We start from the raw sequence: 22,142 nt of genomic DNA on the forward strand, positions 1-22,142 counted from the left end.
CAACGGGAAGGTGAGTCCTTTTATGTTTCAAAGAAAGGATGCGAAGACGATGAGCGATGCGGCTCTGGAGTTTAAACAAGTAAGCAAAAGCTACGGTGGCGGGGGATTTGTCTTGAATCAATTTGATTTGACCGTTCCCAAAGGGCGCATCGTAACGTTGATCGGGCCTTCCGGTTGCGGCAAGACGACAATTCTCAAACTGATTAACCGTCTGATTGAGCCGGAGAGCGGGAGCATTTTGTTGGAAGGAACGGATATCGGCTCACTGGACCCGGTAGAGCTGCGGCGAAATATCGGTTATGTCATTCAGCAGATCGGATTGTTTCCGCATATGACAATTGAGGACAATATCTCGCTCGTCCCCCGGCTGAAAGGCGAATCGAAAAAAGCGCTTGTCGGTAAAGTAGAAGAGCTGCTGCGTTTAATCGGACTGGAGCCTGAGCAGTATCGTAAACGATATCCGCATGAACTGAGCGGCGGCCAGCAGCAGCGGATCGGCGTAGCGCGAGCGCTGGCAGCGAATCCTTCGATTATTTTGATGGATGAACCGTTCAGCGCGCTTGACCCGATCAGCCGCATTCAGCTTCAGAAAGAGCTGATTTACTTAAACAAGCAGGTGAAGAAAACAATCGTCTTTGTTACCCATGATATCGACGAAGCATTGAAAATTGCCGATCACATCATTTTATTGAAAGACGGCGCGATCGTTCAGGCAGCATCGCCGGAACAACTGCTGCAAAGCCCGGCCAACGATTTTGTCCGCGAATTTATTGGAGCGGATAGATTTCGTGCAGAGGAAGTACAGCGGACAGCCCATGATGTAATGGAAGACGCTGTATCAATCGGGCAGCAGGCATCAATCGCGGATGTGTTGGAGCAGCTTGGTCGGAATCAGATCAGCAACCTGGTCGTTACTTCTCAGGAGAACAGTGTCGTCGGCATCATTGGCTTCGAGCAACTCCGCTATTCCAATGAATCAGCAGCCCACTCAACGAGAGTGAAGCAGATTACGAAGGATGTTCCTACTGTGCAGAAACATACGCCTCTGGATAAACTATCGGGCTTATTGGCAGAGCATCCGATTATACCGGTTGTAGATGAGAGCCACAAGCTTTGCGGCATTGTCACGCAAGCCGGTTTCATCAAAAAGATAGGTCTGAGCCGTGAAAGAGGGGAGGTTGTCCTTTGAGTCTATTTTGGGAAACGATACAATCGGACTGGCCAAAAATTGTGCAAAAAACGCTGGAGCATGTGGAATTATCATTTATCTCCATTATCCTTGCATGTTTGATTGCCATTCCGACTGGCATTTATATGACGACGCACAAACGGCTTGCCAATAGTGTCATTACGGTCGTATCCGTTATCCAGACGATTCCGAGTCTGGCGCTGTTTGGCTTCATGATCCCGCTGCTGGGCATCGGGAAGACGCCTGCGATTGTTGCGCTGACCTTGTATGCGCTGCTGCCGATCCTGCAAAATACGTACTCAGGGATTCTAAGCGTATCGCCCAATTTGATTGAAGCAGGAACGGGAATGGGCATGACCCGTCGTCAAATTTTGTGGATGGTGCAATTGCCAATCGCCCGCAGCTTTATCCTGGCGGGTATCCGGCTTGTCACGGTGCAAACGATTAGCTTGGCGACGATTGCCACATATATCGCTGCAGGCGGTCTGGGCGATATCATTACGCGCGGAATGTCGGCTCTGAATACGAATATGATCCTGACAGGCGCGATCCCGGTTTCTCTTCTGGTTATTGCGGCAAATATTTTACTATATGGATTGAACCGTTTGTTAACGCCGAAAGGCTTGCGTCAACAAAAAAATACAACAGGGTAAAGGGGAACTTCAACATGAAATTGCTTCAATCTTTAACAAAAAGCAGTGCCAATCTGGTAAAAAAAGGAACCATCCTTGGCTTGACGGTTATCCTGGCGGCGACGATTGCCGGATGCTCTTCCTCCTCCGGTTCTACCGCGACTATCAACCTGGCAACGAAAGGCTTTGCTGAATCGGATATTTTGACCAATGCCTTGAAATTGCTGATCGAGAATGACACCAAGCTTAAAACCAATATCGTTACCGTAGACAGATCCATTCTGTGGGAAGCGTTGAAGAAAAAAGAAGTGGACGCATATGTGGACTACACGGGTACAGCATTGATCAATATTTTGAAGCAAGCTCCTGAATTTGATCCGCAAAAAGTATACGACATAGTGAAAGATGAGATGGAAAAACAACATCAAGTTGCGGTGCTGGACCCGATTGGCTTCAATAACACGTATGCATTTGGCCTGCGCACCGATGTCGCAGAAAAATACGGCATCAAGACAACGTCTGAGCTTGCTGATCATGCTGGAGATTTGATCTTTGGCACCAGTGATGAGTTTCTTAACCGCCCGGATGCTTGGCCAAGAGTAGAGGAAACGTATAAGTTGAAGTTCAAAGATATCTCGATTATGCAAAATCCGGGCCTCATGCTTCAGGCGATGGAACAAAAACTGATCGATACGATGATCGTGTTGACGACAACCAGCCATATTGCCGTGAAGCCGATTACAGTGCTTGAGGACGACAAAAATGTGTTCCTTCCTTATTATGCTGTACCTTTGGTCCGTGATGAGGTGCTGAAAGACCACCCGGAACTGAAAGCAGCGATCAATAAGCTCGCCGGTAAAATTACAGACAGCGAAATGCAGAAGTTGAATGGTCAAGTTGAATTAGAGAAAAGACCAGCGCTCGAAGTGGCAAAAGAATGGCTGCAAGCGCAAGGCTTGATTCAAAAGTAAGGATCGGGTAAAGAGGAGGATGAACAAAATGAGTAAAGAGAAACGACAAATGTCGCTTGGCGCTATGTTGTTCTATCCGGCGGGCGAGCATATCGCAAGCTGGCGGCATCCGCAGGCAGAAGCGGACAAGCTGATGGATTTTGAATACTATAAACGATTTATTCAGACTGCGGAGCGCGGCAAGTTCGATTTGTTCTTCTATGCTGATGAAGTTTATCTGTGGGATCGCTTCGAATCGGGGATCAGCCATGCGAATACAATTCGCCCCGAACCCTTTACCTTGCTTTCCGCCTTGTCGGTCGTTACCGAACATATCGGACTGGCGGCGACAATTTCCACCACTTACAATGAGCCTTACCATATTGCTCGCAAGCTGGCTACGCTGGATTATTTGAGCAAGGGGCGGGCCGCCTGGAATATCGTGACTTCGCAAGCAGATGAGGAAGCCCGTAATTTCGGCAAAGAAAAACATATGGATCACAGCGAGCGTTATGAGCGAGCGAAAGAGTTCATCGATGTCACACAAGGGCTGTGGGACAGTTGGGAAGATGACGCTTTGCTGTTCGACAAGGAAAGCGGATATTTCGCGGATATTAACAAGCTGCACAATCTGGATTACAAAGGCAAACATTTCTCTGTACGCGGACCGCTCAATGTTAGCCGACCGCCTCAAGGTTACCCGGTTCTGATTCAAGCGGGAGCTTCGGACGCTGGTAAGGAACTGGCCGCCGCTAAAGCCGAAGTGGTGTTTGGGCCTGGAGGTCCAATCGAAAACGCAATCTCGCTGTATGAGGATTTGAAAGGACGTATGGCCAAATACGGCCGGGAGCGGGACGAGTTGAAAATTTTGCCGGCTGTCTCCGCAGTGGTCGGTCGCACGGAAGCGGAAGCCCAGGAGAAGCTTGCGATTATCGAAGGATTGGCGCCAGTACGTCTGGGACTGGATTTGCTTTCGCACTTCTTGGGCCGGGATATCTCGGATTTGCCGCTTGATGAGCCCTTGCCATTCATTCCGGAGATTGAAGGCTTCAACCAGAGCAAATCCGCCCTGGAGCGACTGCGCCAGATGGTGACTGAAGAAAAGCTGACCGTTCGCGAACTGGCCCGACGCTTTACAAATCGAAAGAGCGTTGTCGGAACCCCGGAGCAAATCGCGGATTATTTGGAAGAATGGTTCGTGAAGGGAGCAGCGGACGGATTCAATCTGGTGTTCCCTCATTTGCCGGGTTGCCTGGACGATTTCGTCGATCTCGTCGTACCGGAGTTGCAGCGCAGAGGCTTGTTCCGTACCGAATATACAGGCAACACATTGCGTGAACATTTCCAATTGCAGCGTCCAGCGAGCCGCTTTGTCAATGGACGCTCGTAAGGAGGAAGCAGCATGTCCCAAACAGATCGGCAATGGCCGTTGCAAGACGGCGGCTATGCCGCAATCAGTCCCAAGTCGATCCGCGTGCAGATTGCGGGCGTGACGGTGGCCGAGAGCAAGCAAGTGCTCGTTGTGGCTGAAGCCCGCAAGCTGCCGGTATACTACTTCCCTCGTTCCGATGTTCGCACGGATATATTGATTGCTTCAACTGACCGTGAGCAGCACGGCGATAAAGGCGAGGCGACCTTCTTCAGTCTTCAGATCGATGGCAGGACTGTCGAGAGGGCCGCCTGGGCATACGCTGATCCGCAAGGGGAAGGCAGTTTTCTAAAAGGGTATATTTCCTTCGTATGGAAGCAGATTGAGGTCTGGCATGAGGATGAAGAGCGGATTGCCGCGCATCCGCATAATCCATATTTGCGCTTCAAAGCGGTTCCAAGCACAAGCCATATCCAGGTTTACATTGGCGGAGAACTTGTTGCGAACAGCCGGCGTCCTGTGATTGTATCCGAAGCAGGCTTGCCCGACAGGTACTACCTGCCGAAGGAAGATGTGCGGATGGACCTGCTTGAGCCATCGGACAGCGCGTCGCGCTGCCAGTATAAAGGCAGCGCTGCTTACTGGTCGGCTCAAATAGGCGGAAAAACGTACAGTGATGTCGTATGGAGCTATCCCGAGGCACTCCCTGAAGTGCATGAAATCTCCGGGCTGCTCTGCTTTTACAACGAAATCGTCGATGCGCTGTATATTGATGGGGAACAATGGTCGCCGGTAGCGAAGGACAACTCGGTCAACGCGTAGCGGCAACGTGACTTGAGAAGAGAACAAACTTGACAAGAACTGAATAAGGACAGACTTGTGCTCGCACAATCGTCTGTCCTTTCGGCTTATCTACTCCACATGGAAGAGGTTATGGCGGAATGCTTGATTTAATAGTGAGAGGCAATCTTGTTTTGGAGGACAAAGTGCTGTATGGAGAAGCGGGTGTAAAGGACGGCCGGATTGTCGGCATTGAACCGGTCGGACAACTGCAGGCGCATCGGACGCTTGATTTTGGAGAGCAGCTTGTGTTTCCAGGCATGATTGATGCACATGTGCATTGTTTCAGCAATCCGCAGGAAGGCTTTGCAGCGACGACTGCTTCGGCAGCCGCCGGCGGCTTGACGACGATTTTGGACATGCCTTACGATTTGCCCGAGCCGATTACACAGGCTGACCGTTTTGTTGCAAAAGTCGGTCGGCTCCAGCAAGAAGCGCTAATCGACGTCGGGCTGTGGGCTACGATTGCCAAAACCGGCGGCACATCGGAAATCAGCCGCTTGGCGGAAGCCGGAGCAATCGCATTCAAGATGTCAACATTTGAAACAGATGCCTATCGATTTCCGTCTATCCCGGATGCGGAAATTTTGCAAGCGATGGAACAAATTCGGCAGACGGGCCTAAGAGCCGCTTTCCATGCGGAGAACGATGAAGTGATTAAAGCGCTGATTGCCTCTTTCATCGAACAGGGACGCGTCGATCCGGCAGCCCATATGGAAAGCAGGCCGCCATTGACGGAAACAAGCGCTGTGTTGAAGCTGATGGAATTTGCTTATTGGAGCGGTGTGAAACTGCACATTGTCCACGTCAGCCACCCGCGCACGATCGATCTGGCCCGGATTTACCAGCAGATGGGGACTGACGTCACGACGGAGACATGTTATCCGTATTTGCTGCTGAACGTGGACGATCTGGAACGGATGGGCCCGAAAGCGAAAAACAATCCGCCGCTCCGTCGCCCGGAGGAAGCAGCAGGCTTATGCGATCACCAACTTAAGGGGCATATCAATCTTGTAACTTCGGATCATGCGCCTTGGGGCCAGGCGGTGAAAGACGCCGGGAATGACAATATTTTTCAAGCGGCGTCAGGTATGCCTGGCGTGGAGATTATTGTGCCGCTCATGTTTGAATGGGCGGTTGTCAAATCCGGGTTGTCGCCGGTCGAACTGGCGAAATGGCTGGCGCAGCATCCAGCCGAGGTGTTTCAAATTCCCGAAAAAGGGAAGATCGCGCCGGGGTACGATGCAGATTTTACCGTTATCGATCCCGATTGCATCTGGACTATAGATGAACAAGCGTTTCGGTCGAACTCCAAGCTGTCGCCGTTCCATGGACGCGAGGTGCAGGGAAAAGTGGCGCACACGATCGTGCGCGGAACCACTGTATATGACGGACAAGATATCCAGGTGCAGCCCGGCTTCGGCCGCTTTATTCCGGGATCTGCTGTCAAAAAGGAGGCGCTCGTATGAGTGTGAGGATCGTCACGGCAAATCAGGAGCGAATAACGGGCGATGTGCAGCAACTCGCCGGATATACGAACCCGGATAAGCCGGGCTGGACGCGGCGGCCGTTTACCAGTTGGTATGCTGAAGGCCGGGCATGGCTGGCAAGGCAAATGGAGGAAGCGGGCATGACGGTCAGACTGGATGCCGCTTCCAATCTGATTGGTACAGTGGCTGGCAGCGAGCCTGGGCTAAAGCCGATTCTCGTCGGTTCGCACACGGATACGGTGACCGGGGGCGGCCGTTTCGACGGCATTATCGGCGTTATCGCCGGGTTGGAACTTGTCCGCGTGTTGCGGGAATCGGGCATCCAGTTGCGGCATCCGCTCGAAATTGTCGATTTTACAGCAGAAGAGCCAAGCGAATTTGGTATTTCTACAATCGGAAGCCGGGGCATGGTCAATAATTTGTCCGAATCGAGCCTGGAGCGGCAGGACCCGAATGGTCTCGTGCTGCGCGATGCGCTCCGGCAAGCCGGGGGGCAACCGGAACGTATCGCTGAGGAAGCGCGGCAAGAGAGGGATGTCGCGCTCTATCTTGAGCTGCATATTGAACAAGGCCCTTTACTTGAGCAGACCGGCAACAAGCTTGGCGTTGTAACCGGCATTGTCGGCATTCACCGCTATCGCGTTGTCGTTGAGGGCCACCCGAATCATGCCGGCACGACGCCGATGCATTTGCGGGCGGATGCGCTTACCGGGGCGGCACAACTTGTGCTGGAACTGGAAGCGCTGGCGGGGCAGGCTTATGCCGAACCGGTTGTTGGCACAGTTGGCAGGCTGCATGTCGAGCCTAATGCCTCGAATGTCATTCCGGGCCGCGTGGTGTTCGACCTGGAAATTCGCTCGCTTAGCGTAGAAATCCTGGAAGAGCTCTTTGTCCACTATCGCGACCGTGCCCTGCAAATTGCTGCCGAGCGCGGACTGACGGTCTCCTTTGACAGCTTGTCCAAGTCGGAGCCTGTTCGCGTGCCGGATGAAGTGGCGGCAGGTATTCTGGAGGCGTGCTCGCAGACGGCGTCTGCAATCGAGATGCCGAGTGGCGCCGGGCATGACGGCAACCAGTTGTCGCGCATCGCGCCGATCGGGATGATTTTTGTGCCAAGCCGGGATGGCCGTAGCCATTGTCCGGAAGAATGGACCGATGAGGAGGATGTGGCGCTTGGCGCTACGGCGCTCATTCGGTCGGTATTGTACTTTGACGAGCATCTTGACGCAGAGAAAGGATGATTCCGGTGGAACGAATTACGGCGGCCAGAGGGACGACGTTGCGCTGCAAAGGCTGGCGGCAGGAAGCGCTGCTCCGTATGCTGGAGAATGTGCTTGAAAACGGCGAAAACCAGGAGGAACTGATCGTGTATGCGGCGCTGGCGAAAGCGGCGAGAAACTGGCCCTCCTATCATGCCATTGTCGATACGCTGAAAACGCTGGAAGAGGATGAGACGCTCGTCATCCAGTCGGGCAAGCCAATCGGTATTTTCAAAACGCATCGGTTTGCGCCGCTCATTGTCATGGCGAACTGCAATCTGGTCGGACGCTGGGCGACGAGCGAGAACTTTTACCGCTTGCAGGAACAGGGGCTGCTCATCTGGGGCGGTCTGACTGCTGCAGCGTGGCAATATATTGGTTCCCAAGGCGTCATTCAGGGAACGTACGAAATTTTCCAAAGCATCGCAAGAATGCATTTTGGCGGCCAGCTAGCCGGTAAATTTATTTTGACGGCAGGTCTGGGCGGAATGGGCGGCGCTCAGCCGTTGGCAGGCACGATGGCCGGAGCTGCCATCCTGTGCGTGGAGGTGTCGGAAGAGAGGATTGACCGGCGTATCAAAGCGGGCTATTTGCAGCGCAAAACCGACAATCTAGATGAAGCGCTGGCCTGGATTGCGGAGGCGGTACAGGAGAAGCAGTCGATTTCGGTCGGTCTGCTCGGCAATGCGGCCGATGTATATCCGGAAATCGGTCGTCTTGGCATCGTGCCCGATATCGTAACGGATCAAACATCCGCACATGACCTGCTCTACGGCTATGTGCCATCCGGCTACAGCACGGCAGAGCTGGAGGAAGCGCGCAGCAAGTCGCCGGAGCAGCTCCAACGCGATGCTGGCGCATCGATTGCAAGAGAGGTCGAGGCCATGCTGGCGTTCAAAGCGCGCGGCTCGATCGTGTTCGATAACGGCAACAATATTCGTTCGCAGGCGCAGCAATACGGGGTCGAACGTGCATTCGAGATCGATATTTTCACGGAAGCGTTTCTGCGCCCGCTCTTTGCAAGGGCGATCGGCCCGTTCCGCTGGGTAGCGCTCAGCGGGGAAGAGAGTGATATTCGCGCGATTGACAATTATATACTCGAAGCGTTCTCAGATAATGAGATCATTGTGAACTGGATTCGTCTGGCGCGCGAGCATATTCCTGTAGAAGGGCTGCCAGCCCGAATCGGCTGGTTCGGACACGGTGACCGCACGAAGCTTGCGCTTGCCGTCAACCAGATGGTTAGAGACGGCAAACTCAAAGGGCCAATTGCCTTCTCCCGCGATCATTTGGACGCCGCTTCAATGACGCATCCGAACATTATGACCGAGCGCATGAAGGACGGCAGCGACGCCATCGCCGACTGGCCGCTGCTGAATGCGATGCTGAATTGCTCCTCCATGGCCGATCTGGTGACGATCCATTCCGGCGGCGGCGGCTACGCAGGCTACATGACGAGCGCGGGGGTCACGCTTGTTGCTGATGGCACGGCGGAGGGCGATATCCGTCTGGAAACGACACTTAACAACGATACCGGTCTTGGCGTGCTGCGCTATGCGGATGCCGGGTATGAGGAATCGATAGATGAGATTGCCCGCAAGGACATCCGTTGGATTCGGACGAACTAAGCCTGATTGAAGTGGACGAACGCTATCTAATTAATTGGAGGGCATGAAAATGCGTATTTTAACAGAAGAAGATGTATGGGCTGCCGTGCGCGGCGGCTCGGTATTTGCCAGCGGCGGCGGCGGGTGGGTCGATCATGGCCTGCAAATCGGCAATGCGGCGGTATCCATCGGTCAACCGAAGCTGGTGTCCGTAGACGAACTGCCGGACGACGCCATCATTATTACCGCTACGGCTATCGGCGCTCCTGCCGGGACGGACTGGCAAATGCTCGGAACCGACTATATTAAAGCTGTTCAATTGCTGCAGGAGAACTATGACGGCAAGATCGTCGGCGTAATGACTCCGCAAAACGGCATGTCCAGTTCGATTAACGGCTGGCTGCCCGCAGCGCTGCTTGGTCTGGTTGTCGTCGATGCAACCGGGGATATCCGCGCGCATCCGACGGGCAAAATGGGCTCAATGGGTCTGGCCGGGATTCAGGACTACGAGACCGTTCAGGTTGTGGTGGGCGGCAAACGCGAAACAGGCTCTTACCTGGAACTGGTCGTCAAGGGCTCCCCGGCAAAAACGTCCAACATTTTGCGCACAGCGGCAGATCAGGCGGGCGGCTTTATCGCTTCGGCGCGTCATCCGCTCCCTGCCTCCTATATTAAGAAACACGCAGCTATTGGCGGCATTTCCATCGCTATCGAGTTGGGCAAAGCGATTATTGCCGCCCAGCCGGAAGGCGCGGAGCATGTCATAAATACAATTGTGAATCATACGCAAGGCACGTTGCTTGGCAAAGGCATCGTTACTGAGCGCAATGTTCATTATTCCGGCGCCTTCGACATCGGCACAATTACCGTCGAAGTACCGGGGGGAGAGGCGCTGACGCTGCACGTCATGAACGAGTATATGGCGGTTGACGACGCCAAGGGCAATCGTCTGACAACCTATCCGGACGTCATCACAACATTGTCGGGAGAGACAGGACTTCCCGTCAGCATCGGTCATGTCAAAGCAGGGGCTGAACTGGCCGTGCTGTCCGTTCACAAAAGCAAGGTGCCGCTCAGCACGAGTGTCAAAGACCCGTCGGTATACCCGGAGGTGGAGAAGGCGCTTGGCATTTCACTAGCCGAATACGCGTTTGACGGGGTAGAGCCGGTCATCGTGGATAAACTCTAAGAGGCGAGGGTGAACCCGCATGAGCTTTGAACAAGAACGCGTCCTTGTGTTGAATGGTCAACATCTAACCATTGAGGATGTTCACGCAATTGCGCATGGCGGCGTCAAGGTCAAAATTGCCGGGGAGGCGAAGGAACTGCTGGCTGCGTCGCGGAAATTCGTACTGAGCCTCGCAGACAGCGATACTCCGGTGTATGGCTTTAATCGCGGCGTCGGATTGAATAAAGACCGTGTCGTCGAATCGGCGCGTTATGAAACCTATAATCGAAATTTGCTGTATTCGCACGCAGCAGGCGTCCAGCCCTATGCGAGCGAAGCGCAAGTCCGCGCCGTGCTGGCAGCCCGCTTGAACACGCTGCTCGTCGGCCGGACCGGGCTGGACCCGGCGATTGCCGAGCGGTATGCCGAGTTTTTGAATCTCGGCATTCATCCGCTGGTGCCGCTGCGGGGTTCTGTCGGCGTGGGCGATATTACACTGCTTTCCCATGTGGGGCTGGCCTTCATCGGCGAAGGGGAAGTGATGTTTGGCGGGAAGCGAGTGCCCGCCGCCGAAGCATTGGCGCAGACCGGGCTGGAGCCCTTATGCCTGGGTCCCAAGGACGGCCTGGCAATTGTATCATCGAACGCTGTTTCGGCAGGCACAGGCGCGCTGGCGTTGTACGATTGCGAGCGGCTGCTTGAGCTTGCCGATCTCGTGTATGCGCTCTCGCTGGAAGCGCTGCAAGGCCGCGTCGCGCCTCTGGACGCGAGCTTGCACCGCTACCGGCCTTATGCCGGGCAAGGAGCCAGCGCAGCGAGGATACGCCGCTTCTTGCACGACAGCTCGCTTTGGGATAAAGAAAGCGCTGCGCTGCAAGACCCGCTCAGCTTCCGCAGCGCTTCGCATATTCACGGCGCAGCTCTGGATGTGCTCGCTTTTGCCAAAGATGCGCTGCATACGCACCTGAACGCCTCCGACGACAATCCCTGCGTGATCTTCGAGGAAGCGCGCATCGTGCCCAGTGCCAACTTTGAGCCGCTCACCTGGGTGCTCGGCTTCGAATCGCTGGCTATTGCGCTGAGCCATCTGTCCAAGAGCGCCAGCTTCCGGACGATCCGGCTGGCGTCGCCGGCGTTTACCGGGTTAAGCCGCTTCCTGGCCCCGGACGAGGCGACCATCGCTTTTGGCACGATTCAAAAGACATTTTCAGCGCTGGACGCAGAAATCCGCCATCTGATCAACCCGTCATCCTCTGACTACTATGCCTTGGCAGGCGATATTGAAGACCATGGCAGCAACGCCCCGCTCGTGGTGAGCAAGGTGGAGCAGATTACAGATCGATTGCTCTATATTCTGGCTATCGAAGCCATTCACGCTGCACAGGCCATCGATTTGCGCGAAGCGGTCCAACTGGGGCAGGGAACACGGACGCTGTATAAAGCGATTCGCGAAGTCGTTCCTTTCCTGGATAAAGACCGCTGCTTGACCGATGACATTGAAGCGTCGTATACACTGCTGCGAAGCCATAGTTCAAGGCTGGTGGGAGGAATTTGAACTTTTCGAACGAATACTAGAAGGAGGTGGATATGAGTAAAAGTGTAGAGGTGCGAACAATGAATGGAACACAGACGTTAAGTCGGGCGCTTGATATTTTATTTGCACTTGCAGAGGCTGACGGTCACCTGTCGGTGAGTGAAATTGCGCAAAAGGTTTCGATCCCGGAAAGTTCGACCTATCGGTTTCTGCAAACACTGGAGCAGAACGGAATCGTGGAGAGAAGAGGCAAGGGCCAAATCGGGCTAGGGATGCGTATTCTCGACCTGGCGCGAAGCCTCAGCCAGCAAGTGCACCGGGAGCTAATACCGCTTTCTCTGCCGATTATGGAAGAGCTGACGACGACAACCAACGAGACTTCTTTATTATTTATTCGTTCCGGCACGAATGCCATTTGCATTCAAAATGTGAAGAGCAAGGCCCTTATCCAGTACTCATCGGAGAACGGACGCATTTTGCCGCTGCATTTGGGCGCCTCCAGCAAAGCGATTCTCGCTTACGAGAGCGACAAGGTCGTTCAGACCGTGCTGGACAAGTTGTCTACTCGGACAGAGCGGGAAGCGCTGCAGCAGGATTTGAGCCGTATCCGCGAGCAAGGCTACGCGATGAGCCGAGGCGAGGCAGACCCGGATGTATTCGCTGTCGGCGCGCCGATATTCGATTCGCACGGCTCATTGATTGCAAGCTTGTCCATCGCCGGACCGACCTATCGGTTCGACGAAACGGTCAAGCAAAAGTCCATTCAAGCCGTAACGAGTTCGGCGGAGCTCGTATCGCGGAAAATGGGCAACCTGCAAGAATAGTCAATCAAAGGCACCGATAGGTGTCTTTTTCAATTTTCAATGAGCAAGAACTCCTCTGCCCCGCAGTATTTTCCGCTCTCTAGTTGTACTGTAAATCCATCAAATCTAAACAAATATTGACAAAACCCCAATAAAATATATATTGTATATATAAAAAAGCATGAGGAAAAATGGTGATTAAATGAGTTTAACGAACCGTACGCCGTTATATAAGAAGGTGCAGGGTTACATCCGGGAGCTGATTCGCATGGAGAAGCTGGTAGAGGGGGACCGGATTCCGACGGAGAAAGAGCTCATGGAGCGCTTTCAGGTGAGCAAAATTACTGTTGTGAACGCCATGACAGGCCTTGCAAGTGAAAATGTGATTACTCGAGTTCCGGGAAGGGGCAGTTTCGTCGGTGCAGCAGGCGCTCAGGCGGAAGACCTGTTGGAGGAACAAGAAGAAAGCGCCGTGGTAAATGTTCCGACTGAGCACCCGGAGACGACGGACATCCCGTCGCCAGTCAGCATTGGCGCAAGCAAGAAAATAATTGGCATCATCATGCCGTTCATTCATGATTATTTTGCGATTCGGCTCCTTAATGGCATTCGGCAGGGCCTGGCTGAAAAGGGTTATAAAAGCATGATCATGTTTTCCGAAGAAACTTTACAGCAGGAGAAGGATGCGATTCGAACATTAAAGGATATCGGGGCGGAAGGATTGTTGATTTTCCCGCTGGATGACCAGCAATACAATGATGAAATATTAAGCATGAAGCTGGACAAGTTCCCTTTTGTTCTTATCGATCGTTACTTGCCGGGGATTGAGACGAACTTTATCGGCTCGGACGGACGGCTTGGCACGAAACTTGCGGTTGATCATCTGTGGCAGCTCGGGCATCGGGAAATTGCAATTTGCTCGGACTCCCCGCTTCAGACCGTGACCGTGCAGGAGCGTATCGAAGGGTACATGAATGCGATGAAGGATAAGGGAGCGCTAGTTAATCCAGCCCATATCATTACAGGCTTTCGGCTTGACAATGCCGTTGATTCGGATGAGCATCCGCTCTATCGTTACATCCGCAATCGGATGGCGACAGCGTATATTACACTGAACGGCGAGTTGAGCGTCCATATTTATCAGATGGCCAAACGGGCAGGACTCCAGGCGCCGGATGATCTGTCCATTATTTCATTTGACGATCCGACATCCGTTATCGAAGACTTCAGTATTTTTACACATGTCAAGCAATTTGAATACGATCTTGGCAAGCAAGCGGTACTCAGACTGGTCGATGCGATCCAAGAGCGGCAGTCCCAGGAAGAGGCTCAACCCAAATACAGCAAGTACCTGATGGAGCCGAAGCTCATCATTCGCAAAACAACCGGCCTTGTACCCGATTCAATTGAATACATGAAATAAGCCTGGCATTCGTCCATCGCTTGAAGCAATTTTCCCGATCTACAATTGGAGACCATCTCAATTGGATCTAAGGGGAGCTTCAGTGTTGCGGCGAGTGCTTTTTTTCTTCGCGAAACGGAGCATTTGCCTGCCAAAGGATGAAATATATATTATATTTAATATGTATTATTTACAGGTTTTATATTGAATTGTTATATATATTATATTAAATTGGTTTCGACGCAATAATTTATTGGCAATATGATTTTGAAATAGGAGAAGAGGACTAGCGATGCCATACGAAACCGTGAAGCCGGAGATGTTAAGAGCTTTTTTAAAGAATATGGAGCAGCATGTTTATCAACCGATCGACGAAATGAAGGTTACGGCATGGGTTACAAGTGAACCGGTAGCTTATGCCGGGCGTGAATCCGGCATTCGTCTGGAATTAAAGCCGGGGGACAGATGGGGAGATTTATGGGATTGCGCCTGGTTCCATTTTAGCGGCAAGGTGCCCGCGGCAGGAAGCGGCGAAAAGGTGGTGCTGCTGATCGACGTGAACGGGGAACTATGTCTTGTGGATGAAGAAGGCTCACCCGTGCAGGGCTTGACCAATATTAATTCCGAGTTCGACTATTCGCTTGGACTTCCTGGCAAACGTGTTGTTCATATAAGCGACTGTTCGAATGGCGAGGAAACCATAGACCTTTGGGGAGATGCGGGCTGCAACGATTTGTTCGGGCGCTATCGCAGCGGCACGTTGAAGGAAGCAGTAATTGCGATTTGTCGGGAAGAGGTGCGGCAGCTCTACTACGATTTTGAAGTGCTACTGGAAACTGCCGAGAAGCTGCCGGATGGAAGCGCGCGCAAGTCGCGGATTTTCAAGACGCTGTATGATGTCACGCTGTCTCTTCATGAATTGGGTGCACAGTCTGTTGCGGAAGCACGGCAGACATTAGGCAAGCAGCTTGCCATGAAAGGCGGCGATCCTGTGCTTACGGTCAGTGCAATCGGTCACGCGCATATTGATCTCGCATGGCTATGGCCGATCCGGGAGACAATCCGCAAGGGCGCCCGGACGTTCTCGACCGCACTCCGCATGATGGAGCGCTACCCGGACTATATATTCGGCGCCAGCCAGCCGCAGTTATATGATTGGATGAAGCAGCATTATCCCAAGTTATATGACAGGGTGAAGGAACGAATCCGTGAAGGACGCTGGGAACCTCAAGGGGCGATGTGGGTAGAGTCGGATACGAATGTGCCCGGGGGCGAAGCGCTTGTCAGACAGGTTTTGTATGGCAAACGTTTTTTTCAACAAGAATTCGGCATGGAGATGAAATCGCTGTGGATGCCGGATGTGTTCGGTTATTCGGCCAGTCTGCCGCAGATTTTGAAGCTGTCCGGCGTCGATTATATGATGACCCAGAAGCTGTCCTGGAGCATGTACAACAAGCATCCGCATCATACGTTTATGTGGGAAGGAATTGACGGTTCACGGGTACTGACCCATATGCCGCCTGAGGATACCTACAACAGCCCTGCCGCACCACGGTCGATTATCAAGCTGGAGACAGATTATCTGGATAAAAATATTTCCGAACACGCCCTCATGCTATTCGGGATTGGTGACGGCGGGGGCGGACCGGGAGAGGAACATCTGGAGCGCCTTTCGCGGGAAAAAAATCTGCTTGGCCTAAGTCCGGTTGTTCAGGAGCCGTCCCATGTCTTTTTTGAAAAGCTCAGTGAAGATGCGGATCGTTATCCGTCATGGCGGGGAGAGCTTTATCTGGAGAAGCACCAGGGGACACTGACGAGTCAGGCGCGCAGCAAGCGTTACAACCGCAAATTGGAGAAGGCGCTGCGTGAACTGGAGTATGCGGCTGTTCTTGCGGCCACCCCGGCAGCCGGGGATGACCGGTTTGTTCTTCCTTATCCGACAGAGGACCTGGAGGAAATCTGGAAGGAAGTGCTGCTCTATCAGTTCCATGATATTTTGCCTGGCTCGTCCATCAAGCGAGTCTATGATGAATCACTGGAGCGATACGAGATTCTGCTGAACAGAGTAGAACAGTTGATTGCACAGCGGTACGATGCGCTTGCCTCCCGGATGACTGTCAAGAAGGATGATTCGGGCAATCAGATTGCTGTGTTCAATTCATTGCCGTGGGAACGAAACGAATGGCATAGAACGGAAGAGGGACAATGGCTTCATGTGCGCGTACCCGCCATGGGGAATAGCGTGATCTCTGTACTGCCTTCATCCGTATATGACTCAAGTGCTGCCTCGCCTGAGTCTTCATCTGTCCGGCATTTGGACAACGACTTGCTCACAGTCGCATTTGCGGAGGATGGAACGATACGCTCCATCTACGATAAAGAGCTACGGCGCGAGATTGTAGCAAAGGGTGAATTTGCCAACGATCTGCGAATCTACAATGACCAAGGCGACGCCTGGGATTTCCGGCATGATTACAGACAAATGACGGGCGCCAAGCCGGGGCTGGTGGAAGCAACGTTCTTCCAGGACGGACCGCAAACCGGAGTCGTGCATGTTTATCGGTATGGCCAATCTACTCTTGTTCAGAAGGTGGTGCTGACGCAGGGCAGCCGAAGAATCGACTTTGTGACAAAAGCGGACTGGCGAGAATCGGAGAAAATGCTTCGTACCTCGTTCCCGGTTGATATTCGCACGGATGCCGCAGCCTGTGAAATTCAGTTCGGCTATTTGAAGCGTCCGACACACCGCAATACGATGTGGGACTATGCGAAGGATGAAATTTGCGCCCATCACTGGATCGATCTATCTGAGCCGGATTATGGTGTTGCGCTGCTCAATGATTGCAAATACGGACATCGTGCAGAAGGCCATGTACTGGATCTGAATTTGCTGCGCAGCCCGAATTACCCCGATCCTGAAGCCGATCGCGCCGAGCATGAATTTACGTATTCGCTGTATCCTCATGCGGGAGACCATGTACAGGCTGAAGTCTACAAGCGCGGTTACGAGCTGAACGTTCCGCTGCGAACAGTTGATATCAGACGTGATGCTGAAGTACCTGCAGAAGTATCTGCCCAGGAATCCGTACCGCCTGCGTTCAGTCTTGATCATCCTCATATCATGATTGAGGCCATCAAGAAAGCGGAGGACAACGGGGATATTATTGTCCGGCTGTACGAGACGGCAGGTGCGAAGGCATCTGCGGCCGTTCACACATCACTTCCGGTATCAGAGGTCTGGCTGACTGATTTGATGGAAAATAAACGGGATCGTATTGATAAACTGGACGGCAAGGTGCAACTTGGGTTCAAGCCATTTGAAATTCGAACGCTCCGATTCTCGCTGAAAAAATAGATATAGCTGTTCTTTCCCTTTCCCGTCTTATCGTGTTGCCGCGATCACACAATCAAAGCAGTGGCAAGTCCGGGACGTTTGTTCCTGGTCTGCGTCACTGCTTTTTGCCTTGTTCATTTATTCATTGTTAATATCCGGCTATGTCCCTCCCTGGATGATAATGTTCTCGCAACCTTCCTTTTATCTCCATTTCTCTTACTTTTCTCATATTTGTTTTATAGAACTAACACAACTCTCAAGTAAGATGAAATTAATTCCAAAACACAAAGGAGATGTTGAAGATGTTAAACTCAAAAAAAGCATTGGTTGCCATTGTTTCCTCGGCTCTGCTGATTACAGGTGCGGGCAGTGCCTTCGCAGCCACCGGTACTACGCCTTCGAAAGCGGTAAAGCCAGCCGTGAGTACTACGAATACAACATCAAATGTTAAAGTGACGCCTTCTAAAGGAGCAACAGGTCCGGTTAAGTCAGCGAAGCTTTCGGCTACAACAAAATCGGCAACCAAGCCTTCCGGGAAGTCTGGGAAAGCGATTAAGCATGTCAAACATAAAACATCCCCTAAAAAACCGGCCGCCCCTGTAAAAAAGCAAGCTGATCCTGCTAAAAAAACAGGGACGGACACCAAAAAGTAATATCATACTTAACGTGATTGATTTTCAATATTCAAGACGGGACGATCCTCGTCCCGTCTTTCTTTTTTACTTGGGGAGTAGTAATCTAAGGGAAATGGCCCGTATTCCGGGAGAATGGTGAGGAGGGATCGGCGTGTCGCGTATCCTTGTTATCGATGACGATCAGAATATTCGCCAGTTGATATCGGAATATTTGAAGAAAGACGGGCATGAGGTTCAGGAATTGGGCAACGGCGACGGGCTGGTCGAGCGAATCAGACGGGACCCTCCGGACTGTCTGATCCTCGATATTGTGATGCCTGGTGTGAATGGTTTGCAACTGTTGACTTCCATTCGCAGCTTCAGCGAGCTCCCGATTATTATGGTTTCGGCAAGAGGGGAACAGCTTGATCGGATCATGGGGCTTGAGCTGGGTTGCAATGATTTTCTGGGCAAACCATTTCATCCCCGTGAATTGGTTGGCAGAGTCAGATCCATGATGCGGCTGGTTGAATATTATCAGAACCCGCGAGCAGAAGCGACAGTCCCGAATATTAAAGCGGGCAATTTGCTCATATCGGAACAGTATCGGAAAGTTCAGGTTGAAGATGGCCCGGAGTTGGCGCTAACCTTCCGGGAATTCGAGCTGCTGCTTCATTTTGCTAAAAATCCCAATCGCCCATACAGCCGCGAGCAGGTCATTCAGCAGGTCTGGGATTATGATTTCCTGGGGGACACCCGGGTCGTGGATGAACTGGTCAAGCGGCTTCGGAAAAAAATCCTGAACTCTGCGGCAGGCTTCAGTATTGAAACCGTATGGGGCTACGGCTATAAAGCTACGGTGAATCTATCTTGAGAACGATCAGAGCGCGCATATTGTGGTCCCTGATGCTGGTCATGGTGTGTACCGTGATCGTAACGGTCGGCTTTTATTCCCATATTACATACCGGATGCTTATTGATCAGACGGAAAGCCAGCTGCTGCTGCAACTGGATAAAGCGATAGATATTTTGGAGGGCGGTTCACTTATGGACCTGGAGCCGGACGATCTGAGACTGCGGTTCAAGCATCATGAGTTCAATGCCCGCTTCTATATCGTGGATTCGCAAGGTTTGGTCGTCGCGGCCAGCAATGAGCGGTTTGTGGGGAAGCCGCCGGCGCTTCAACAGACAGAAAAGCATGGAACCAGCTTGCTCGAAGGCAACAAAGTCATGTATGTCTCGGAAAAAATGGACGGGTACACGGTCGTTCTGTTCACTCCTGAAAAGCTCCTGAACCGCATGTTTGCGGAGTCTATTCGCCTTGTTGCGGCCTCTATAGCCGTTAGCAGTCTAATTTTATATGTGATCGGTTTTCTGCTCGTTTGGAAAATTACATCTCCGATCAAGAAGCTCAAGGAGGCCGTCAACCTTTATGATCCTGATCGCGGCGTTCTTAAAGTATCCCAGGCAGGAGCGGCGGAAATCGACGAATTGGTGGATACCCTGCAATCGATGTCTGGCCGGATTCGCAATCATCATGCCAACCAGATAGATTTCTTGCAGACAGTATCTCATGAGCTTCGAACGCCATTGATGTCGATTCAGGGGTACGCGAATGCGATTAAAGATCAAGTGGTGACGCAGGAAAAGGGACTTGCCATTATAACCGAGGAATCTTACCGCTTAATTCGCATGGTCGACCGGCTCATGCAACTGACCCGCCTGGAAAATCCGGATCTGCTGCAAGAGGAGCAATGGATTGACTTAAAAGAAATGGTGCTTCAGGCTAGCGACCTATTGTCTACGAATGCAATGAAGCACGGGGTTCAAATTACATGGACAGCGCAGGAGACCCGCATTATGGCTCCCCCGGAGCAACTGTTCGAGCTGCTGATCAATTTGCTGCAAAATGCGATCCGTTATGCGGCAGCTGAGGTGCATGTATCATTCGGTTCAACGGATGAGCAATGGTTTCTTGCTGTGGAGGATGACGGGGACGGAGTTCCGGCTGAATTACAGGAACGAATTTTCGACCGTTATTTCAAAGGCGAGTCAGGCCAGACTGGCCTCGGACTCTCTATATGCCGCCGGATAGCAGAAAGCATGCAAGCCAAGCTTGCCTATGAAAAGTCAGAGCTTGGAGGGGCGCGTTTTGTTGTAATGAAGCAATTTTAGATGGAATAAAACTATTCAATCATTGTAATTTCTTTCGCTTTCGCCTGGGCTGGATAAGATTGGTTAATAACTCCATTCCATATATCTCATATGTTGTTGATCCAGAAGTACCTATACCTTTGTGAATTCCGTAAATCACTTCTTCATAGCGCTTAAGACAACTCTCATAATATCTGCTTACTACGGGAATCGGATGATGAATAGAGAGTGCTTGAGGCGAGCTAGATGCCAATACAAGTTGAAAAAGCAAGTAGTTTTAAAAATAATCGATTTAGGTGTTTCAAGTGAAAGCTTTCGAGAGTCCAACTATAAGACGAAAATCATGCCAAAAGGTTTCCATTTTATTTACGGCTAACATTAAGAAGAAGTTATTCACTCAAAAAGCTGATAAAGCAGTAGTCAATTGGAATTTTGCTATGATTGCTGTAAATCAGTAATTCGAGTTGCCGTTATTTATATATTTAGTGTAAAGCCGCATAATTGAACTGTCCAAGTCTCTGTAGACTTAAAAAGTAAGGTGCTAAACGCACCCATTCCTTAACTGGATGGGTGCGTTGTTTTTTATTGAATTGAGAGCCTCGGGTAATTATGGAACTGGGTGTAAATATAAGTTTTATATGGATTGACGATAAGATGAAAACAATGTGAATATTCAATCTAATCCTTATTGAAATTAAAGTTGTCTGGAGGGCATTGGAGAATATTCCAAAAGTATCTTTTCATATGGTACAATATACCTACAATTATATGGATTATACCCTTGAATAGATCACAGATTGTAAATTGTTGTTGAAATTTGGCTGGGCGCATAAAGATATTTTCTCAATGAAGTGAGGTGTTGATTTATGTTTGACCATATGAATACGATAACGTTGCGTGCGACATTTGCCGCAACAGGCAAGGGAAGATTGCCCCCATATTTAGGCTCGACAATTCGAGGGGTACTGGGGCACTGCATTCGGAGTTTTGTTTGTCCTCATCCTGAAGTGAAATGTCACTTATGCACAATTTCTGCTGATTGTGCGTATGCACAAAATTTTTGTTCGCCAGGGAATGAAGCGGGAGCCGTCAACCCTTACGTATTAAGAGCTTTAACACGTGATAAAGCAGATTGGAATCCGATGGACACTTGCCAGTTTGATATCACATTAATTGGTAAGTCCAGTGAACAGGCGGGTTTATTTATTGATGCGTTACAAGAAATGCAATCACGGGGATGGGGAGCCTCGCGTTTGCCCTTTGAATTGCAGCAAATTACTAACCCTGTTCAGAATACGCTCATTTGGAATAGCGGGAAGCTGTGGATGCGAAACTGCCAGCCTCGGCCTATGAGTTTCCCCGAAAGACGGGGACGTTCAGCGGTTATACGTTTTGAAAGTCCTGTACGAATACTGGTAAGCAGACAACTTCGTCATCAACTTTCTTTTGCAGATTTAATTCAGTCTCTTAGCAGGCGCATTGCTTTATTATCCCATGCGTATACAGGATATCAGCTTCAGTGGGATGAGGAAGCGATGATGGCTGACGCGCGTCGTATACAGGCAGTCGCAGAGAGTTGGAGACCAGTTGATTTCTCGCGTTACTCCATGACACGCGGCGGCAAGCTTGATCTCCCGGCGATTATCGGCTGGGCAAGATATGAAGGTGATTTGACACCTTTTTCGCAACTTCTGGCTGCGGGAGAACTATTGCATGTCGGTAAAAATGCGACGATAGGATTTGGAAACTATCAGGTTAGTTATGACCAGTAGATGATTTTTAGCAGATAAACTAGGG

Annotated in this window: 17 protein-coding genes; 16 read left to right on the forward strand and 1 reads right to left on the reverse strand. The window is 51.4% G+C overall.

The annotated features are described in order from the left end of the window. Nucleotides 1-22 precede the first annotated feature (22 nt). The 13 genes from JFN88_RS01065 to JFN88_RS01125 all read left to right on the forward strand — a co-directional run bounded on the left by JFN88_RS01065 (nt 23) and on the right by JFN88_RS01125 (nt 17,598). Nucleotides 23-1,189: a betaine/proline/choline family ABC transporter ATP-binding protein gene (locus tag JFN88_RS01065; protein WP_199017440.1), complete on the forward strand. Its 1,167-nt coding sequence runs from the start codon at nt 23-25 to the stop codon at nt 1,187-1,189. Continuing rightward, a complete protein-coding gene (locus JFN88_RS01070; RefSeq protein WP_199017441.1) occupies nt 1,186-1,842 on the forward strand; it encodes an ABC transporter permease in 657 nt (218 codons plus the stop codon). The genes JFN88_RS01065 and JFN88_RS01070 overlap by 4 nt, the downstream gene beginning before the upstream one ends. Before the next feature lie 14 nt (nt 1,843-1,856). Next, nucleotides 1,857-2,792: an ABC transporter substrate-binding protein gene (locus JFN88_RS01075; RefSeq protein WP_199017442.1), complete on the forward strand. Its 936-nt coding sequence runs from the start codon at nt 1,857-1,859 to the stop codon at nt 2,790-2,792. A gap of 28 nt (nt 2,793-2,820) precedes the next feature. Beyond that, nucleotides 2,821-4,161, forward strand: a complete 1,341-nt coding sequence (locus tag JFN88_RS01080; protein ID WP_199017443.1) for an LLM class flavin-dependent oxidoreductase — start codon at nt 2,821-2,823, stop codon at nt 4,159-4,161. A 12-nt stretch (nt 4,162-4,173) separates the two neighbouring features. Further along, nucleotides 4,174-4,962 (forward strand): DUF427 domain-containing protein, encoded by a 789-nt coding sequence (locus JFN88_RS01085; RefSeq protein ID WP_199017444.1) that lies wholly within the window; start codon nt 4,174-4,176, stop codon nt 4,960-4,962. 119 nt (nt 4,963-5,081) lie between these two features. Beyond that, a complete protein-coding gene (locus JFN88_RS01090) occupies nt 5,082-6,449 on the forward strand; it encodes a hydantoin-5-propionate amidohydrolase (RefSeq protein ID WP_199017445.1) in 1,368 nt (455 codons plus the stop codon). Further along, nucleotides 6,446-7,711, forward strand: coding sequence for an N-carbamyl-l-glutamate amidohydrolase ErtE (gene ertE / locus JFN88_RS01095; RefSeq protein WP_199017446.1), 1,266 nt, complete (start codon nt 6,446-6,448; stop codon nt 7,709-7,711). The genes JFN88_RS01090 and ertE overlap by 4 nt, the downstream gene beginning before the upstream one ends. After that, nucleotides 7,708-9,357 carry a thiourocanate hydratase gene (gene ertB, locus JFN88_RS01100; RefSeq protein WP_199017447.1) on the forward strand — a complete coding sequence of 550 codons (1,650 nt, stop codon included), beginning with the start codon at nt 7,708-7,710 and terminating at the stop codon, nt 9,355-9,357. Before ertE ends, ertB begins: the two co-directional genes overlap by 4 nt. Nucleotides 9,358-9,406: 49 nt before the next feature. Then, the gene (gene ertC / locus JFN88_RS01105; RefSeq protein ID WP_199017448.1) at nt 9,407-10,525 is read left to right on the forward strand and encodes a thiohydantoin desulfurase; all 1,119 of its coding nucleotides are present in this window, start codon (nt 9,407-9,409) and stop codon (nt 10,523-10,525) included. Between the two features lie 19 nt (nt 10,526-10,544). Next, on the forward strand, nt 10,545-12,059 hold the full coding sequence (locus JFN88_RS01110) for an HAL/PAL/TAL family ammonia-lyase (RefSeq protein ID WP_199017449.1): 1,515 nt from the start codon (nt 10,545-10,547) through the stop codon (nt 12,057-12,059). Nucleotides 12,060-12,091: 32 nt separating this feature from the next. Next, a complete protein-coding gene (locus tag JFN88_RS01115) occupies nt 12,092-12,862 on the forward strand; it encodes an IclR family transcriptional regulator (protein WP_233167315.1) in 771 nt (256 codons plus the stop codon). 181 nt (nt 12,863-13,043) lie between these two features. Further along, on the forward strand, nt 13,044-14,264 hold the full coding sequence (locus tag JFN88_RS01120; protein ID WP_199017450.1) for a GntR family transcriptional regulator: 1,221 nt from the start codon (nt 13,044-13,046) through the stop codon (nt 14,262-14,264). A 271-nt stretch (nt 14,265-14,535) separates the two neighbouring features. After that, nucleotides 14,536-17,598 carry an alpha-mannosidase gene (locus JFN88_RS01125; RefSeq protein ID WP_199017451.1) on the forward strand — a complete coding sequence of 1,021 codons (3,063 nt, stop codon included), beginning with the start codon at nt 14,536-14,538 and terminating at the stop codon, nt 17,596-17,598. 250 nt (nt 17,599-17,848) lie between these two features. Here the strand turns inward: JFN88_RS01125 and JFN88_RS01130 are convergent, their stop codons facing one another. Continuing rightward, a complete protein-coding gene (locus JFN88_RS01130) occupies nt 17,849-18,142 on the reverse strand; it encodes a hypothetical protein (RefSeq protein ID WP_199017452.1) in 294 nt (97 codons plus the stop codon). 221 nt (nt 18,143-18,363) lie between these two features. On the opposite strand from JFN88_RS01130, the gene JFN88_RS01135 reads away from it, so the two are divergent. The 3 genes from JFN88_RS01135 (at nt 18,364) to cas6 (ending at nt 22,117) form a co-directional block, all read left to right on the forward strand. Beyond that, nucleotides 18,364-19,065, forward strand: a complete 702-nt coding sequence (locus tag JFN88_RS01135) for a response regulator transcription factor (RefSeq protein WP_199017453.1) — start codon at nt 18,364-18,366, stop codon at nt 19,063-19,065. Then, complete coding sequence (locus JFN88_RS01140) at nt 19,062-20,366, forward strand: sensor histidine kinase (protein WP_199017454.1); 1,305 nt, start codon at nt 19,062-19,064, stop codon at nt 20,364-20,366. Before JFN88_RS01135 ends, JFN88_RS01140 begins: the two co-directional genes overlap by 4 nt. A gap of 845 nt (nt 20,367-21,211) precedes the next feature. Further along, the gene (gene cas6, locus JFN88_RS01145; RefSeq protein ID WP_199017455.1) at nt 21,212-22,117 is read left to right on the forward strand and encodes a CRISPR system precrRNA processing endoribonuclease RAMP protein Cas6; all 906 of its coding nucleotides are present in this window, start codon (nt 21,212-21,214) and stop codon (nt 22,115-22,117) included. Nucleotides 22,118-22,142: the final 25 nt, after the last annotated feature.

Origin of the sequence: Paenibacillus roseus (assembly GCF_016424485.1) — a bacterium.
Classification (GTDB): domain Bacteria; phylum Bacillota; class Bacilli; order Paenibacillales; family Paenibacillaceae; genus Paenibacillus_D; species Paenibacillus_D roseus.

Coding starts and splice junctions, on each gene's coding strand:
- JFN88_RS01065 (WP_199017440.1), top strand. CDS start 23: ATGTTTCAAAGAAAGGATGCGAAGACGATGAGCGATGCGGCTCTGGAG.
- ertB (WP_199017447.1), top strand. CDS start 7,708: ATGATTCCGGTGGAACGAATTACGGCGGCCAGAGGGACGACGTTGCGC.
- ertE (WP_199017446.1), top strand. CDS start 6,446: ATGAGTGTGAGGATCGTCACGGCAAATCAGGAGCGAATAACGGGCGAT.
- JFN88_RS01120 (WP_199017450.1), top strand. CDS start 13,044: ATGAGTTTAACGAACCGTACGCCGTTATATAAGAAGGTGCAGGGTTAC.
- JFN88_RS01080 (WP_199017443.1), top strand. CDS start 2,821: ATGAGTAAAGAGAAACGACAAATGTCGCTTGGCGCTATGTTGTTCTAT.
- JFN88_RS01125 (WP_199017451.1), top strand. CDS start 14,536: ATGCCATACGAAACCGTGAAGCCGGAGATGTTAAGAGCTTTTTTAAAG.
- cas6 (WP_199017455.1), top strand. CDS start 21,212: ATGTTTGACCATATGAATACGATAACGTTGCGTGCGACATTTGCCGCA.
- JFN88_RS01085 (WP_199017444.1), top strand. CDS start 4,174: ATGTCCCAAACAGATCGGCAATGGCCGTTGCAAGACGGCGGCTATGCC.
- JFN88_RS01115 (WP_233167315.1), top strand. CDS start 12,092: ATGAGTAAAAGTGTAGAGGTGCGAACAATGAATGGAACACAGACGTTA.
- JFN88_RS01110 (WP_199017449.1), top strand. CDS start 10,545: ATGAGCTTTGAACAAGAACGCGTCCTTGTGTTGAATGGTCAACATCTA.
- JFN88_RS01090 (WP_199017445.1), top strand. CDS start 5,082: ATGCTTGATTTAATAGTGAGAGGCAATCTTGTTTTGGAGGACAAAGTG.
- ertC (WP_199017448.1), top strand. CDS start 9,407: ATGCGTATTTTAACAGAAGAAGATGTATGGGCTGCCGTGCGCGGCGGC.
- JFN88_RS01075 (WP_199017442.1), top strand. CDS start 1,857: ATGAAATTGCTTCAATCTTTAACAAAAAGCAGTGCCAATCTGGTAAAA.